Annotated in this window: 14 protein-coding genes; 9 read left to right on the top strand and 5 right to left on the bottom strand. The window is 69.3% G+C overall.

All coding sequences use genetic code 11. The features are described from left to right. The first annotated feature begins 138 nt into the window (after positions 1-138). The 5 genes from DVK03_RS02260 (at position 139) to DVK03_RS02245 (ending at position 6,519) form a co-directional block, all read left to right on the top strand. The gene (locus tag DVK03_RS02260; RefSeq protein ID WP_115802127.1) at positions 139-1,233 is read left to right on the top strand and encodes a M20 family metallopeptidase; all 1,095 of its coding nucleotides are present in this window, start codon (positions 139-141) and stop codon (positions 1,231-1,233) included. A 328-nt stretch (positions 1,234-1,561) separates the two neighbouring features. Continuing rightward, on the top strand, positions 1,562-3,076 hold the full coding sequence (locus DVK03_RS02255; RefSeq protein ID WP_115802126.1) for a carboxypeptidase M32: 1,515 nt from the start codon (positions 1,562-1,564) through the stop codon (positions 3,074-3,076). Between the two features lie 91 nt (positions 3,077-3,167). Further along, a complete protein-coding gene (locus DVK03_RS20465; protein ID WP_004044508.1) occupies positions 3,168-3,344 on the top strand; it encodes an HVO_0416 family zinc finger protein in 177 nt (58 codons plus the stop codon). A gap of 157 nt (positions 3,345-3,501) precedes the next feature. Continuing rightward, entirely contained in the window at positions 3,502-5,352 is a 1,851-nt protein-coding gene (locus DVK03_RS02250; RefSeq protein WP_008605905.1) for a UvrD-helicase domain-containing protein, read from the top strand. A gap of 6 nt (positions 5,353-5,358) precedes the next feature. Beyond that, positions 5,359-6,519 (top strand): M24 family metallopeptidase, encoded by a 1,161-nt coding sequence (locus tag DVK03_RS02245; protein ID WP_115802125.1) that lies wholly within the window; start codon positions 5,359-5,361, stop codon positions 6,517-6,519. A gap of 33 nt (positions 6,520-6,552) precedes the next feature. Here the strand turns inward: DVK03_RS02245 and DVK03_RS02240 are convergent, their stop codons facing one another. After that, the gene (locus DVK03_RS02240) at positions 6,553-6,795 is read right to left on the bottom strand and encodes a hypothetical protein (protein WP_115802124.1); all 243 of its coding nucleotides are present in this window, start codon (positions 6,793-6,795) and stop codon (positions 6,553-6,555) included. Positions 6,796-6,942: 147 nt separating this feature from the next. Between DVK03_RS02240 and DVK03_RS02235 the strand changes: the two genes are divergently transcribed. Next, complete coding sequence (locus tag DVK03_RS02235) at positions 6,943-8,769, top strand: SLC13 family permease (protein WP_115802123.1); 1,827 nt, start codon at positions 6,943-6,945, stop codon at positions 8,767-8,769. A gap of 1 nt (position 8,770) precedes the next feature. Here DVK03_RS02235 and DVK03_RS02230 read toward each other — a convergent pair whose 3' ends face one another. Further along, on the bottom strand, positions 8,771-9,505 hold the full coding sequence (locus DVK03_RS02230) for a DUF502 domain-containing protein (protein WP_115802122.1): 735 nt from the start codon (positions 9,503-9,505) through the stop codon (positions 8,771-8,773). Between the two features lie 109 nt (positions 9,506-9,614). On the opposite strand from DVK03_RS02230, the gene DVK03_RS02225 reads away from it, so the two are divergent. Next, entirely contained in the window at positions 9,615-10,226 is a 612-nt protein-coding gene (locus tag DVK03_RS02225) for a riboflavin synthase (protein ID WP_115802121.1), read from the top strand. 56 nt (positions 10,227-10,282) lie between these two features. On the opposite strand, the gene DVK03_RS02220 is transcribed toward DVK03_RS02225, so the two are convergent. Further along, positions 10,283-11,320 carry a PrsW family intramembrane metalloprotease gene (locus DVK03_RS02220; RefSeq protein ID WP_004065320.1) on the bottom strand — a complete coding sequence of 346 codons (1,038 nt, stop codon included), beginning with the start codon at positions 11,318-11,320 and terminating at the stop codon, positions 10,283-10,285. Positions 11,321-11,491: 171 nt separating this feature from the next. Here DVK03_RS02220 and DVK03_RS02215 point away from each other — a divergent pair, with 171 nt between their 5' ends. Both DVK03_RS02215 and DVK03_RS02210 read left to right on the top strand, forming a co-directional pair. Next, entirely contained in the window at positions 11,492-11,866 is a 375-nt protein-coding gene (locus tag DVK03_RS02215) for a hypothetical protein (protein ID WP_004044517.1), read from the top strand. Continuing rightward, positions 11,863-13,269, top strand: coding sequence for a DUF402 domain-containing protein (locus DVK03_RS02210; RefSeq protein ID WP_115802120.1), 1,407 nt, complete (start codon positions 11,863-11,865; stop codon positions 13,267-13,269). The genes DVK03_RS02215 and DVK03_RS02210 overlap by 4 nt, the downstream gene beginning before the upstream one ends. A gap of 225 nt (positions 13,270-13,494) precedes the next feature. Here the strand turns inward: DVK03_RS02210 and DVK03_RS02205 are convergent, their stop codons facing one another. Both DVK03_RS02205 and DVK03_RS02200 read right to left on the bottom strand, forming a co-directional pair. Next, positions 13,495-13,827: a NifU family protein gene (locus tag DVK03_RS02205; RefSeq protein WP_004058105.1), complete on the bottom strand. Its 333-nt coding sequence runs from the start codon at positions 13,825-13,827 to the stop codon at positions 13,495-13,497. Between the two features lie 160 nt (positions 13,828-13,987). Then, positions 13,988-15,469 (bottom strand): LVIVD repeat-containing protein, encoded by a 1,482-nt coding sequence (locus DVK03_RS02200; protein ID WP_115802119.1) that lies wholly within the window; start codon positions 15,467-15,469, stop codon positions 13,988-13,990. Positions 15,470-15,572 lie beyond the last annotated feature (103 nt).

Here is a 15,572-nt window from a genome sequence, read left to right as displayed (position 1 = left end):
CCGGACCGGGCATTCTCGGAATTTGATAACGGACTCCCCGCGAGGCGGCGCGAGGGAGTGCCCGACCGCAGTCGCGACGGGTCCGCGGCGGGACTGCCGGACGCACACGCTTTTGGAGCGACCCGCCGACGGGCCGGCATGGACGAACTCCGCGACCTCACGGAGACGCTCGTGTCGGTGCCGAGCCACGAGGACGAGACCGCCGCCGGCGACGCCATCGAAGCGTGGCTCCGCGAGGAGACCGACGCCGACGTGGCCAGAGACGACGCGGGGAACGTCGTCGCCCGCGTCAACCCCGGCGTCGGCGAGTCGCTCGCGCTCGTCGGCCACCACGACGTGGTTCCGCCGGCCGACCGCCAGACCACGGACGGCGGCGACTACGTGGTCGAGACCCGCGACGGCCGCCTCTACGGCCGCGGCGCGGCGGATATGAAAGGTGCCGTCGCGGCGTCGATGCTCGCCTTCCGCGACGCGGCCGCCGACGCCGACTCGGAAGTCGCCTTCGCCTCGTTCGTCGGCGAGGAAATCGGCGGGGAAGGCGTCCGCGCCGCCCTCGACGACGGCTTCGAACTCGACTACGCCGTCGTCGCGGAGGGGTCGACGAACTACACCGGCCCGGACCGAACCGACGTGGCCGTCGCCCACCGGGGCCGCCGGGCGAGCACCCTCGTCGCGTCGGGGACCGCCTGCCACGCCAGCGAACCCGAGCGCGGCGAGAACGCCGTCTACCGCGCGACCGACGCGGTGGACGTGGTCCGCGGCCTCTCGATACCGGACGCCGAGGTCCTCGGCCACCCCGTCTCGGGGAGCCTCGCCGTCACCGAAATCGACGGCGGGAGCGCGTGGAACGTCATCCCCGACCGCTGCGAGGTGACCATCGACGAGCGGACCGTCCCCGGCGGCTTTGCTGACCTCGCGCTGGCTGCGGAAATCGAGGGCGTCGAGTGGGTCGTCGAACAGGACCTCCCGCCGATGGCGTGCGACGACGCCGAGTTCGCTGACCGCGTCCTCGACGCCGCTCGGACGGTCCACGAGGCCCGCGGCGACGAAGCACCCGAACAGACGACGAAGCCCCACGCGACCGACGCCGGGTGGCTGGCGCAGGCGGGCACGACCTGTGTCGTCTACGGCCCCTCGGAGCCCGGCGAGGCGCACACGAGAGACGAGAGCGTGTCGCTCGACGTGCTGGCGCGGTGTTACGAGACGTACCGCGCGCTCGTTGGGGAGTGGTGAGAACCACCGGCTCCGCCCGCGACGACACCTGAACACCCCGCCCGCGACGACGCCCGAGACACCACCGGGCGGGACTGAAAGGGGCCGCGAGCGAGGGCGAACCCCGGCGGCGTGAGCACCGCAGGCCGGAGGCCGAGGAGCGCGCGTCGCCGCGGGAGTCGTCGCTCGCGGGGGCTTTCGCGGTGTCGTTCACGGCTGTTGTGTCGTTGGAGCCGGTCGCTATCTCGTCGGAGTCGAAAGCGCGCCCAGTGACGACCGAGTAGCAAAAGCCCGCCACGAATGACCGCCTCCTGCGGTTTAATACGCCTCCGAGACCACCGTTCGTATCATGGCACAGTCCTCCGCGGAATCCGACTCGGAGTCGGCGTACGACCGACTCCTCACGAAGTACAAGCGAATCGCCAACGTCGAGAACGCCGGCGGCATCCTCTCGTGGGACCAGCAGGTCGTGATGCCCGACGAGGGAACGCCTGCGCGCTCCCAGCAGATGTCCGCGCTCTCCGCCTTGAGCCACGAACTCCTGACCGACGACGAGTTCGGGGACCTCCTCGACGCGGCCGAGGCCGACGACCCGACCGACGAGCAGGCCGACGTGCTGCGCGAACTCCGCCGCGACTACGAGCGGGCGGCCCGCGTGCCGAACGACCTCGTCGAGAAGATTTCGGCGGCGTCGTCGGAGGCCATTCCGGCGTGGAAGCAGGCGAAGGCCGAAGACGACTTCGAGAAATTCGCGCCGCATCTGGAGAAGCACGTCGAACTGAAGCGGCAGTACGCCGAGCACATCGACCCCGACCGCGACCCCTACGAGGTGCTGTTCGAGGACTACGAGCCGTGTCTCCCGCTCGAACAGGCCGAGGAGATTCTCGCAGAGGTGCGCGAGGTGCTCGTCCCGATGATTGAGGACATCCGCGAGTCCGACACGGACCTCGCGGTCGACGCCTTCGAGGGCGAGTTCCCCGAAGAGGACCAAGAGGAACTCGTCCGCGACGCGCTGACGACGCTCGGCTACCCGTGGGAGCGCGGCCGTCTCGACACCGCCCCGCACCCGTTCTCCTCGGGGACGCAGTTCGACGCCCGCGTGACGACCCGCTACGACGAGTCAGACGTGCTCGGGTCGCTGTTTTCGACCGTCCACGAGTTCGGCCACGCGCTGTACACCCTCGGCCTGCCCGACGAGCACTACGCGACCCCGCTCGGTGAGGACCGCAACCTCTCGGTCCACGAGTCGCAGTCGCGGCTCTGGGAGAACCACGTCGGCCGCTCGCGCGCCTTCTGGCGGCACTTCCTGCCCACGCTCGAAGACCGGTTCCCCGAGGTCGACGCGACGGTCGAGGAGGCCTACGAAGCGGCCAATCGGGTGTACGACGACAACCTCATCCGCGTCGAGGCGGACGAACTGACCTACCACCTCCACATCGTCATCCGGTTCGAACTCGAACGCGACCTCATCGCCGGCGACCTCGACGTCGAGGACGTGCCGGAGGCGTGGAACGACAAGTACGAGGAGTATCTCGGCATCCGCCCGGACACCGATTCCGAGGGTTGTTTGCAGGACATCCACTGGGCGTACGGGAACTTCGGCTACTTCCCGACCTACTCGCTCGGCTCCATCATGGCCGCCCAACTGTTTTCGGCCGCCGAGGAAGACATCGACGACCTCGACGGGAAACTGGCCGACGGCGAGTTCGACGACCTCCGGGAGTGGCTCCGGGAGAACGTCCACCGCCACGGTCGGCGCTACGAGACGAACGACCTCGTGAAGCGAGCCACCGGTGAAGACTTCGCCGCCGACGCGTTCCTCGACTACGTCGAGTCGAAATACGGGGCGCTGTACGACCTGTAAACGAGCGGAACAGTCCGCCGCAGTCGCCCGGTTTTCGACAACTCGGAGTCGTCGTAGGAACTAAATAGGGGTATGCCATATCATACCATGTATGGCCTCAGCACCCAGTGACGACTTGTTCGACCAGTTCTTGACCGACCGCGGTCACGAGACAGAACCGGCACGCTGGGACCGATCCTATAACAAGTTGCAGTGCCCCGACTGCGGGGCCCTGCACGACATGGGCGCGGCGACCTGCTCCGTCTGCGGGTGGGTGCCGGAGGCCTGACGCGTCCGAACTGACCACGCCACGAGCACCTGTTCTCGACGGTTTCCCACCCGTTCGGTGAGCCGTCCGCGAACGCCCGGCGAGTACGCTACTCCGGGCGCGTTCGCCCTCGTCCGAAGCACGTCGCTTATCACCGATAAGACCGTGAACGTGCACAATGAGCGAATCCGACGTGACCGTCACCCGGTTGTTCGGCGGCCCGGGAAGCGGGAAGACCACGGCCTTGCTCGACAAGGTCGAGGAGATTCTCGAACAAGACGGCGTCACCATCCGCGACATTCTCGTCGTCTCTTACACCCGAGCCGCGGCGGCCGAGGTCCGCGACCGGCTCGCTGAGCGACTCGACATCAACCCCCGGTCGCTGAAGGGGAACGTCTCGACGATGCACGCGAAGGCGTACGAACTCTTGAGCCTCTCGCGGAACGACGTGGTCGGCGAGAGCGACAAACAGGAGTTCTGCGAGGACTACGGCATCGAGTTCGAAGACGAGTACGGCGGCGCGGGCCGCCGGACCGCCCGCTCGACCACCATCGGCAACAAGGTCATCGCCACGAGCCAGTGGCTCCAGCGCACCCGCCGCGACGTGTCCGACTGGTACGACGTGCCGTTCCAGTGGAACGTCGAGGAGGTCCGCCTCCCGCCGGAAGTCGACCCGAACGCCCAAGAGGGCAACAAGTACACCCCGACGTGGCCCTCCGACGACGACCGCATCGACATCCCCGAGGCCATCCGCGCGTGGCGCGCCTACAAGGGCGAACACGGGTTGGTCGGATTCGCTGACATGCTCGAACGCGTCAAGCAGCGCGCGCTCGTCCCCAACGTCGACTACCTCGTCATCGACGAGTTCCAGGACATCACGACCCTCCAGTACGACGTGTACGAGGAGTGGAAGCCCCACATGCGGGGCGTCCTCATCGCCGGCGACGACGACCAGGTCGTCTACGCGTGGCAGGGCGCGGACCCGAACCTCCTCCTCGACGCCGAACGCGACAACGACGAGATTCTGCCGAACTCCTACCGCCTCCCGTCGAACGTCCTCAACGTCGTCAACCGAGAGATTCGCCACATCGACAAGCGACAGGAGAAGGACCTCAAGCCGCGCAAGGAAGGCGGCGCGGTCGAGGCCGTCGAGAGTCCGTCGATGCTCGAACTCGCCCGGAACGTCCGCTACACCGTCGAGAAAGACGAGGGCACCGTGATGGTGCTGTTCCGCGCGCGCTACCAGATGTTCCAGTTCATCGACGAGTTCCTCCCGTCGGGCATCCCCTTCTCGACGCTGACCGACCAGCGCATGTGGACCGACCGGCTCACGCAGTACGTCCGCGCGGTCGAGGCGCTCGACGCCGAAGAGCCCGTCAACGGGCTGGAGGCCCGCCGCCTCGCGGACATGCTCCAGGACTCCGCGTTCGGCACGAACGACCGCGACGACCTGTTCGACGCCATCGACGACAGACAGGAGGAAGTCGGCGTCGACGACATCACGAACATCGAGTTCACGCCGAAGGAAATCAAGAACTTCGCACCGTTCGCCCCCGACAGTTCGTCCGCGAGCGACATGGTCCGCAAGGTGACGAGCTTCCAGCGCAAGTCCGTCAACGCGTACTTCGGCGGCGGCTACGAGGAGATGGACCCCAGTCGCGTCCGCGTCGGCACCATCCACTCCGCGAAGGGTCGCGAGGCCGACCACGTGTTCATGGCGACCGACCTGACCGAGAAGGTGGTCGAGCAGATGGCGGCGTCCGTCTCCGACGAGGAGCTCGAAGCCCGCGGCATCGAGGAGTTCACCGCGACGACGAGCCCCGTCCCGCTCATCACCGACAACGAGCGCCGCGTCTTCTACGTCGGGATGTCCCGCGCCCGCGAGCGCCTCATCGTCCTCGAAAACCTCGTCACCGGCGCGCCGACGCTCCCCATCAGCGTCCTGCTCCACAACGAGATTCGCGAGGAACCCGCGCAGGAACTCGTCGACGACGCGCAGGAACTGCCCGCGCCCGAACCAGAGGCGTAACGTCCCGTGCGGTGGAGTCCGCGCGGCGGCGACGCCATCGACGCCGCCGTGTCCGAGCGAGACGCCGTCGGCTTCGTCGCCGTCTCCCGCGGTGCCGACCCGACGAGTCGCTACCTCACCGGCCGCGCGTTCGACTGCGACCTCGTGTTCGTCCGCGTCGGCGGCGAGACGCATCTCCGGGTCCCCTCGACCGTCGAACCGCCGTCGCTCCCGGTCGCCTCGGTCCGCGTCGACGACAGGCCGCCGGGGACGGCCGCCGCGGCCGTCCTCGCGGAACACGGCGCTTCCGACGGGACCGTCCTCGCGCCGCGGACGGTTCCGCACGACGCCGCGCTCCACCTCGAATCGGCGGGCTACGACCTCGCGTCGACCCCGGCGGTCGAAGCCGCCCGCGCCGTGAAAGACGACGCCGAGCGCGACGCCATCGAGGCCGCTCAGCGCGCGGCGACTCGCGGCGTCGGGCGCGCCGCCGCGATACTGTCGGCGGCGACGGTCGAGGAAGCTGACGACGGCGACGACGGCCGCGACGACAACGGCGACGACGAACAGTCCGTCCTCCACTGGGACGGCGCACCGCTGTCGACCGAGCGACTCCGCCGGCAGGTGAACGCGACGCTCGCGGCCGAGGGCGTCGATGCCGCGGGCGCGACGACGGTTCGCGCGGGACCCCGAGGCGACGGGGGCGGGGGCGAGCCGGTCGAACTCCGACCGGGCGAACCCATCGTCGTCTCGGTCGGCCCGCGCGGACCGACCGGCTACCGCGGCGCGCTGGCTCGCACGTTCGTCGTCGACCCCGACGGCGGGTGGGAGCGCCGGGCGCACGTCGCCTGCGACGCCGCCAGAAAAGTCAGTCTGGCCGAGGCCGACCCCGGCGACGACGCCGGCTTCCTCGGGAGCGAACTCCGGGCGGAGACCGCCGCGTTCGGCTTCTCGATGGCCGACGAGGTGACGAGAGACGTGGGCGGCGGCATCGGCCTCGCGGCCCGGGAGGACCCGCCGCTCGGCGGCGACAGAGAACTCGTCGCCGGCAACGTCCTGCGCGTCCGCGCCGCGGTCACGCACGCGGACCACGGGCGAGTCGAACTGACCGACGTGTTGGTCGTCGGTGACGACGGGCCGCGGCTGCTCGGCGGCGCGCCGACCGGTCTCGACCCGAGTCGCTGGTAGTCGGCTCGCGTCCCTTGCGTCCCTCGTGGGGAGTTATTCCTCGTCGTCCGGCTCTTTCGCAACGCCGCCGACGACTTTCTCGGCCGCGAGCGAGGGGAGGTCCTGCGGCATGGTGAGGAACTTCGGGAGCGCGACCATGAGCACCGCGAGAAGGAGCATCGCGCCGCCGAAGGCGGTCCGCCCGTCGGCGAGGAGCGTGAGGCCGAAGCCGCCGACGGGGATGGCGAAGATGAGGGTCGCCGCGAGACCGACCATCTCCATGATTCCGAGTCGCATCGCCCGAGGCTACACCGCGGGCGACTAAAAGCGTCGCGACCGGCGAGTGAGCGCGAGCACCGATGGGACGCCGGCGGCAAGCGACCCGTCGCCGCGGCCGACAGTCGCGCGGGGTAGCATTAAGCCGCCGCCGAGTCGACTGCCCGCATGGTCGCCGTCACGTCCGGAATGCTCGTCGTCTTCGCCCTCGTCGTCGTCACGATGGCGCTGTTCGTGACGGAGGCGGCCCCGCCGGACGTGACGGCCATCGGCGTCATCGTCGCGCTGGTCGTCCTCGAACCGTGGACGCGAGTCGGCCTCCAGACGGGGCTGTCGGGGTTTTCGAGCGCCGCGACGATTACCATCCTCTCGATGTACGCCCTCAGCGAGGGGGTTCGACAGACCGGCGCGATTCGCGTCCTCGGCGACGCGGTCGCCTCGTTCACGAACGGCAGCGAGAGCCGACTGCTCGCCGCGGTCGTGGGCCTCACCGGCCCCATCGCGGGCATCGTCAACAACACGCCGGTCGTGGCGGTGTTCGTGCCGATGGTGTCGGACCTCGCGGACCAGGCGAACGTCTCGCCGTCGAAGCTCCTCATTCCCCTCTCGTACGCCTCGATGCTCGGCGGCACGCTCACGCTCGTCGGGACGGCGACGAACCTCGTCGCCAGCGAGGCCTACGCCGAGGCCACCGGACTGCCGCCGTTTTCGATGTTCACGTTCACGCCGCTCGGGGCGCTCGTGTTCGTCGTCGGCGCGGGCTACCTGCTTGCGGTCGCGCCGCGGCTCCTCCCCGAGCGAATCGAGCCCGGGAACCGAACCGGCAACTACGGCGTCGAGCCGTTTCTCGCCCGCGTGCTCGTCCCCGCGCGGTCGCCGCTCGTCGGCATCCCCGCGGGCGAGGTGTCGGACGACACCTACCGCGACCTCAACGTGGACATCCTCGACGTGCTCCGCGGCGGCGAACACTTCATCGCGGCCGACTCCGACCGCGAGGTGGCCGCCCGCGACATCCTGACCGTCCGGGGCGACCCGGCGACGATTCGGCGCTTCTGCGACCTCGCGGGCCTGCGATTTCTCCCGCGGGCGTCGGTCACCGACGCCGAACTCGACCGACCCGACCGCGTGGCGCTCGTCGAACTCGTCGTCCCCCGAGAATCCGGCCTCGTCGGCGAGACCGTCGGCGGCGCGCGACTCCGCGAGCGGTACGACGCGACCGTGCTCGCGGTCCGCCGGCGCGGCGGCGACCTCATCCGCGAGCACTTCCGCGACGTGGACCTCCAAGCCGGCGACTCGCTGCTCCTCCAGACGACGAACGAGACGGCGCGGTATCTCCGCGACAGCGGCGACTTCGTCGTGACGAGCGAGGTCGCAGACGAGTTCATCGAGGACAACGGCGGGCTGTCGCCCACGGCGTTCCGGGCGTTCGCCGTCGTCGCGGCGGTCATCGGGCTGGCCGCGCTCGGCGTCGTCCCCATCGCCATCGCCGCGCTCGGCGGCGTCGCCGCGATGGTCTCGCTCGGCTGTCTGTCCGCGAGCGACGCCTACGACGCGGTGAGCTGGAACGTCATCTTCCTGCTGGCGGGCGTCATCCCGCTCGGCCGGGCGCTCCAACTAACCGGCGGCGTCGCGCTCATCTCTGAGTTCGTCGGCGTCGCCGCGACCTACCTGCCCGTCATCGCCGTGGTCGCCGCGTTCTACCTGCTCACGGGGCTGCTGGCGAACGTCATCACCCCGGTCGCGAGCGTCGTCCTCCTGCTCCCGGTCGCCATCGACACCGCGTTCGGCCTCGGTGCCGACCCCTTCGGCTTCGCGCTCGCGGTCACGTTCGGCGGGAGCACGGCCTTCATGACGCCCATCGGCTACCAGACGAACCTCATGGTGTACGGGCCGGGCGGCTACCGATTCACCGACTACCTCCGCGTGGGCGCGCCGCTCCAACTCCTGCTCGCGGTCGTCACGACCGCCGGCATCGCCCTCATCTGGGGCGTGTAACTCACTCGGCCCGGCTCTCGCCCGCGCTGCGACGCTGGTCAGTCTCCGCCCGGACGCCGCCCTCGCCGTTCGAGGGGTCGTATCCCGCGGGTCCGGAGGGGAGCGTCTCGGGGTCGTCGACGCTCAGCCCCGTGGTGACGAGCAGCCGGAGACCGCGGCGGACCGGCATGTCGAGTTCGCGAATCTCGTCGGCCGAGACCATGACGAGCGCCCCGGCGGTCGGGTTCGGGCTGTGCGGGACGAACACGGTAAACAGGTCGTCGTCGGAGACCTCCGAGACCGACGGCGGAGCCTCGTTCGTGACGAAGCCGATGGAAAACAGCCCCTCGCGCGGGTACTCGACCAACACCACGCGGTCGTAGCCGGCGGTCGGTTCGGTGAGCGACTCCGACACCTGCCGGACGCCGAAGTAGATGGTGCGGACGAGCGGCAGGAGCCGAACGCCGCGCTCGAAGCTCCCGAAGAGCCGCTGACCGAGGCTCATCGACGCGAGGTAGCCGAGAAGCGAGATGGCCACGGCGATGGTGAGCGCCGACAGCACCTGCGAGATGAAGACGATGTCGCCGGAGTAGTTGAGCGCTCCGGCGAGGAAGGGCGTCACCTCGCGGACGACCGGGCGGAGCGCGGCGGTGATGCGGTTGAACGCGAACTGGAGGACGAACACGGTCACGGCCAGCGGGGTCACGAGAATGAGGCCGGTGACGAAACTGCTCCGCAGTCGGGACAGAACGTCCATACCGACTCTCCGGACGATGACGGTAAAATTGTATGGGCGAGAGTGTCACGAAAACGTGATGAAGAACGGAAACGATAGGCATTAACTGCACCCGACCGAAGCCGCGGGTATGTTCACGGGAATCGTGGAGGGGCCGGGCGAAATCGTCGCTGTGACCGACACCGACGGCGGTCGCCGCCTCCGCATCCGAACCGACCTCGCGTTCGACGACCTCCACCACGGCCAGTCAATCGCGGTCTCGGGCGTCTGCCTGACCGTCGAGGCGTTCGGTGACGACTGGTTCGAGGTGTTCCTCGCGGCCGAAACCGTCGAGAAGACCTACCTCGGTGATGCGGTCGAAGGCGACCGCGTCAACCTCGAACGCGCCCTCGCGGCCGACGACCGCTTCGACGGCCACATCGTGCAGGGCCACGTCGACGGGACGACGACGGTCACGAACGTCGAACGCGTCGGCGACGACTGGTTCTTCGAGTTCGACCTCCCCGAGTCGCTGGCGAACTACGTCGTCCAGAAGGGCTCGGTCTGTCTCGACGGCATCAGCCTCACCGTGGCGGACCGCCGCGAAGGCGCCTTCGCCGCGGCCATCATCCCGACGACCTACGACCTGACGACGCTCTCCGAAAAGGCGGTCGGTGACCCGATTCACGTCGAGGTGGACGTGGTGGCGAAGTACGTCGAATCGATGCTCGACGGCTACGCCGAGCGGTTGGTCGTCGAGTAAGCGGGAGAAAGACACGGTTCGTCTCGCTCGCTTTTTCGCGCCGTCGCCGCCTCGCTTCAGTCCTCGAACTCAGTCTGCTCCGAGCTGAACGACGCCGCGCTCGGACCGGACGCGTGGGCGCTGTGGTAGGCCTGACTGTACCGGCGGAGCTTCCCGATGAGGTAGAGCCCGAAGACGCCGTCGTAGATGATGACGTAGACGAGGAAGGCCGCGAGACCGCCGAGGCCGGTTATCCCCGCGATGACGGTCGAGCCGAGGCCGACCGTCGAGTTGTACGTCGCGTGGACCAGCGCCGCGAGGATGAGGCCCTTGATGACGATGGGGCCGGCGTTCTCCTTGTTGAACTTGGCGAGGCCGAGGTAGTAGCCGGCGATGGCCGAGTAGATGACGTGTCCCGGCCCGGCGAGCGCTCGGACCGCGGTAATCGTCCCGCCGGCGGCGATGATGCCGACGCCGCCGGAACCCACATCGAGCCCTGAAGAGCTGAGATTCCGAGTGATATACAGCGCGTTTTCGATGGTGGCGAAGCCGAGGCCGGCCATCGCGCCGTAGACGGCCCCGTCGATGACGGCGTTGAAGCTGTCGTGAGAGTAGGCGTACAGCCTGACCGCGAGGAGCTTGACGGTCTCTTCGACCGGCCCGACGACGAGGAAGTAGAACACGACGCTGCCGAGGAAGCCGAGCGCCAGCTGGAACTCGCCCGCGATGGTCTGGCCGACGTTGCTCAGAAGCGAGTTGAGAATCGCCGCGAACGTGGCCGTGAGGACGCCGAGGAGGAACGTCACCACGAGCATCGAAAGCGGCTCGTTTTGGGTCACGTCGGAGTAGTAGACGTAGCCGGCGAGCGCGAGCGCCGGCAGCGCCGAAAGCAGGGTGAGCGCGCCGACCTGCGGGTCGGTGAGCGCCGAGAGGCCGCCGATACCGACGAGGATGAGCAGCGCGGCGAGGATGACGACCACTCGCGTCGACGCGACCAGCAGCCGGTAGAGCGCGACCGCCAGCCCGTCAACCGAGGTTCGTTCCTCCCACGTGGCGATGTCGTAGAGGTCGTCCGAGCCGTCGGACGCCTGCTCGACTGGGTCCTGCTGGTCCATTACGTGGCATAAAGGGTATTGCGTCTGGTAATAGCTTCGGCCACGGCATCCAGTGACATGGGGGGCGGAGGGTCGACAGTCGGATGGCTGGCGACCGGCGACCGGCGACCGGCGACCGACTGGTCGACGGCCGACCGTACGACGTTAATGCCTCCGCTCCGAAGGGCGGGTATGCACTTCGACCCCCGCGAACAGGCGGCGCTCCGCGAGGTCGGCCTCGACACCGACGACCTCCGGGCCGCGTCGGACCTCGTGAGCGACGCAGTCGAATCGGACGCAGACGCCATCGCCGCGTTCTTCGGCGACGGCGGCACCGTCTACTCGGACATGGAGATGGCCCACAGCGCCACCGACGTGCAGGAGCACGTCGTCGACCACGTCGACCTCTACACCCACGGCGCGGAGCTCCGGGGCTACCTCAAGTTCGACTCGTGGGGCGTCCCCATCGAGGGCGGCCGCGTGCTCTCGGAGGGGAAAGTCGAACTGACGCTCGGCCCGACGGTCGACGCCCGCGTCACCTTCGCCCGCGACGCCGACGAGCTATGAGAGTCCGCGTCCGCGGCATCTACGCCACCGCGCTCACGAGCGTCTTCCTCGACGACGGCCACGACGTGGTGCAGGCGTCCGGGCCGATTCGCGAGCGCTTCGACGCCGAGTTCGACTCGTCGGACCACGACGTGTCGGTCGAGACGACGCGGAACCGACAGGGCGTCGGCGCGACCGGCGCGCCCGAGGCGGTCGCAACGGCCACCGAGCGCCTCTCGGACCTCGGCATCGACACCTTCGCGTGGGACGACCCCGCGCCGACCGGCGCGGTGTTCGACGCCCGCGTGACCGACACCCTCGGCGGCGGCGCGGTCTGCGACCTCGGTGAGACCGAGGGCTACCTCTCGTACGGCGACATCGACGGCCGCGTCGAGGTCGGTGACGAGGTCCGCGTGCAGGTCGCGGAGTCGGCCCCGCCGTGGGCTTCCCGCCGCGCCGAACTGACCGGCGAGGTCCGCGCCGTCGCGGGGCTGGCGACGCTCGACCCCGACTCGGAAGGCGTCCGCGTCGACACCCGCGACGAGGCCGCCGCCCGCGAACTGGCGGGCATGACCGACCTCCTCGGCGGCGACCCGCCCGAGGGCTGGGGCATCCGCTGGCACCGCGACGCCGTCGACGCCGACATGAGCGCCCTGAACGACGCGCTCGACCGGGCCGCCGAGGTGGCCGCGGAACTCGACGACGCGCTCTCGGAACCCGTCGACGCCCCGCGGGCGGTCGCCGCGCCCACCGCGACGACGTGGGTCTGGTTCGGTCGCGAGACCCGCTTCGAACTCGATTCCCAGCGCCGGGCCGTCGAGACGACGATGCCCGGCCACCACCGGACGAAGGCCGCCTCGCAGAAGGCCTCCGCCGGCGTCGACCTCGCGGAGGCGCTCTGCGAATCGGTCGGCGACGGCGAGTTCCCCTTCGGCGTGGTGACCGCGCAGTTCGGCCCGCTCGAAGGCGACGACGTGGAAATCGGCCACGGCAAGCCCGACGGCCGACTCATCACGCTCGGCTCCGGCGAGGTGACGGAACACGACTCCGAGGGGACCGTCGAACTCCGGCGCGGCATGAGCGGCGGCGGCACCTACGACGCCCTCGGCGTCGACCGCGAGTCCGGCGACGTGGCGGTCACGAAGTTCCGCGAGGGGCGCTGGTGGTACCCGACGGTGTACCGCGACGCCGACGGCGCAGTCAAGGGGACCTACGTCAACATCTGCACGCCCGTCGAGTGCTTCCCCGACGAGATTCGCTACGTCGACCTGCACGTCGACGTGGTGAAACACGCCGACGGGACGGTCGAGCGCGTCGACGACGACGAACTCGACGCGGCCGTCGAGGCGGGACACATCTCGGAGGAACTGGCGGAAAAAGCGCGGTCGGTGGCGTCGAGTCTGGAGTCGGCGCTGTCGGGGTAGGCGTCGCAACTTCGGAAGACGGGCAGGCGTCGTTACCGGAGCGGACCCAGTCGTCGTGGTGGCGGGAGTTATCGAAAAGACGTACTGAGAACCGCGGAACAGGGTGCGAGTGTTGGAGGGAACCGTACGGCTACGACCGAAGGGAGTAGCCGCCTTTTTTGGTCCAGATTTTTTGGCGGGGTTCGAGGCGACGACGTGGCCGAGGACCCCGTGAAAAAAGGTGGGTTAGAAGTGCCCCGGTCCCTCGTCGCCGTACTGGAGTTCGCCGCCGCGGCCGCCCTCGACGGTGCTGCTGCCGTGGTCGCCGGAACTGGGGACCTTGACCTGCACGTCGGTGATTTCGTCGAACGTCATGATGAGGTCCGACTGGATGTTCTGGGCGGTGATGTTCGAGATGCCGCACCCGGCGCACGCACCCCCGAGTTCGACGACGACTTCCCCCGATTCCGCATCGGCCTTGCGCACGACGCTGTTGCCGCCGTGCATCTGGATAATCGGCATCTGACCGACCATCCACGTCTCGACGCGCTCTTTGAGGCTCTCCGACTCGTCGCTCATACCCCGATGCTTCGAACCCCACGGATTAGAATGAAACGGTTCTCCCGACGCGCCGGCCGGCGAGAGAAAGGCTATCTCGGTCGTTCGTGATAGATTCGACGCGGGAACCACGCGGTGCGGTGTTCCCGTCGACGCTCTCGGGCGCGAGCGTCGGTCGCTCTCAGTCGCGCCGCTCGTGACGGCGGACCAGCCAACCGGCGACGCCGAGCGCCGCCGCGCCGACGCCGAGTCCGAACCCCGGCGCGTCGGTCGTCGAGGTCGACGATTCGGTTTCGGACGCCGGCGCAGCCGTCTCGTTTCCGGACGGGGACGGCGTCGGCGTCGGCGTGTTGACGAGAGGTTCGGTGGTCGGCTCCGCCCCGAGCGTCGGCGGGTCGCGCTGGTCGCCGGCGTGGTCGGGGAACGTGTAGAGCGCGGGCGACGCGTCGTCGACGCCGCGGCTCGACGCGACGAAAACGCCCTCGTCGGCAAAGGGGTAGGCGTACTGCGCGGTCCAGAAGCTCGCGCGCTCGGGGTCGCGCCACCACGCGAGTTCGACGGGGTCGGTCGGGTCCGACACGTCGTGGCGCTTGACGCCGCCGCGGTACCACGAGGTGTAGAGCCTGTCGTCGCGGAAGTCGAAGTTGTGCGCCGTGGTCCAGACGCCGCCGAGCGTCGGGTCCGGGCTGGCCGGCGGCTCGATGGTCGAGCGCCGCTCGGGATTCGCGGGGTCAGTCACGTCCCAGAGTTCGACGCCGCTCGGCCCGCCGACGAGCTCGGTCGTCCCGTCGTCGCGGTCGACCTCGATTGCCCACGACTCGACGCCGACGCCGAGGAGGTCGCCGGCGTCGTCGGTGGCGACGTAGTGGTGGTTACCGGGCGGCGTCCGCCGCTCGCGGTTGCGGCCGCGAGGGGTTAACGCGGCGATTTCCTCGGGGTCTCCGGGAGAGACTGCCCCGAGGACCGACGGCGACGCGGGGTCCGAGAGGTCGACGAGCCACGTCCCGGCGTCCCAGAGAGCGACGTGCGCGACGCGGTCGTGAACCCACACGTCGTGGACGGACCGCATCGAGGGCGGCACGTCGGCCCAGCGGTCGTCGACGTCGACGACCGACCAGCGGCCGAGTTCGTCGCCGGAGTCGATATCGAGGACGACGAGCGGATTTCGGTCGCCGTCGTTGGCGGTCAGATACGCCCGGCCGTCGGCGGCGAAGCAGTTGTGGATGGGAAACCCGGTCTCGTGGAACGCGATTTCGTCGGGGTTCGCGGGGTCGGACACGTCGACGACGAGGACGCCCGCCGGCGCGCCCGGAATCGGGTTGGCCGGGCCGACGACCAGCAGGGTGTCCCCGTCGAGTTTCGCGTCGTAGAGGCCGCGGAAGGGGCCGTCTTCGCGGTCCGAAAGCGGGTCGCGGCGCTCGGCGAGGAGTTCCGGGCGGTCGGGCGCGGAGATGTCGACGACGGCGTAGCCGCTGGTCGCGGCGACGAAGACGGTCTCGCCGTCGGCCGACACGACGGCCTCTTTCGCGCCGTCGATGTCGATGCGGCCCAGCGGCTCGAAGGGACCGGGATGTGCGGTGGCGGGACGGGAACCGACGACGGCAGCGGTCGAGACGGCGAGCGCGCTCGCGCCGACGGTGCGGAGGAACTGGCGGCGGTCCACGGTGAATCTGCGGGTGCCGAGGGGAAAAATCGGACGGAGGCCCGGGTACTGAAACGAGCGAGGACCGCTCAGTCTGCACTGGGTTGCGTGAGAACTGAAGCGA

Source organism: Haloferax sp. Atlit-109R (assembly GCF_003665865.1).
GTDB classification, from domain to species: Archaea; Halobacteriota; Halobacteria; order Halobacteriales; family Haloferacaceae; genus Haloferax; species Haloferax volcanii.
The sequence above is the reverse complement of the archived record's forward strand: the minus strand, read 5'-3'. Positions and strand labels throughout refer to the sequence as shown.

What these genes read in the sequence shown, in the direction of transcription:
- DVK03_RS02215 (WP_004044517.1), top strand. Translation starts at nt 11,492, where the DNA reads ATGCACTTCGACCCCCGCGAACAGGCGGCGCTCCGCGAGGTCGGCCTC.
- DVK03_RS02230 (WP_115802122.1), bottom strand. Translation starts at nt 9,505, where the DNA reads ATGGACGTTCTGTCCCGACTGCGGAGCAGTTTCGTCACCGGCCTCATT.
- DVK03_RS02210 (WP_115802120.1), top strand. Translation starts at nt 11,863, where the DNA reads ATGAGAGTCCGCGTCCGCGGCATCTACGCCACCGCGCTCACGAGCGTC.
- DVK03_RS02260 (WP_115802127.1), top strand. Translation starts at nt 139, where the DNA reads ATGGACGAACTCCGCGACCTCACGGAGACGCTCGTGTCGGTGCCGAGC.
- DVK03_RS02235 (WP_115802123.1), top strand. Translation starts at nt 6,943, where the DNA reads ATGGTCGCCGTCACGTCCGGAATGCTCGTCGTCTTCGCCCTCGTCGTC.
- DVK03_RS02225 (WP_115802121.1), top strand. Translation starts at nt 9,615, where the DNA reads ATGTTCACGGGAATCGTGGAGGGGCCGGGCGAAATCGTCGCTGTGACC.
- DVK03_RS20465 (WP_004044508.1), top strand. Translation starts at nt 3,168, where the DNA reads ATGGCCTCAGCACCCAGTGACGACTTGTTCGACCAGTTCTTGACCGAC.
- DVK03_RS02205 (WP_004058105.1), bottom strand. Translation starts at nt 13,827, where the DNA reads ATGAGCGACGAGTCGGAGAGCCTCAAAGAGCGCGTCGAGACGTGGATG.
- DVK03_RS02220 (WP_004065320.1), bottom strand. Translation starts at nt 11,320, where the DNA reads ATGGACCAGCAGGACCCAGTCGAGCAGGCGTCCGACGGCTCGGACGAC.
- DVK03_RS02255 (WP_115802126.1), top strand. Translation starts at nt 1,562, where the DNA reads ATGGCACAGTCCTCCGCGGAATCCGACTCGGAGTCGGCGTACGACCGA.
- DVK03_RS02240 (WP_115802124.1), bottom strand. Translation starts at nt 6,795, where the DNA reads ATGCGACTCGGAATCATGGAGATGGTCGGTCTCGCGGCGACCCTCATC.
- DVK03_RS02250 (WP_008605905.1), top strand. Translation starts at nt 3,502, where the DNA reads ATGAGCGAATCCGACGTGACCGTCACCCGGTTGTTCGGCGGCCCGGGA.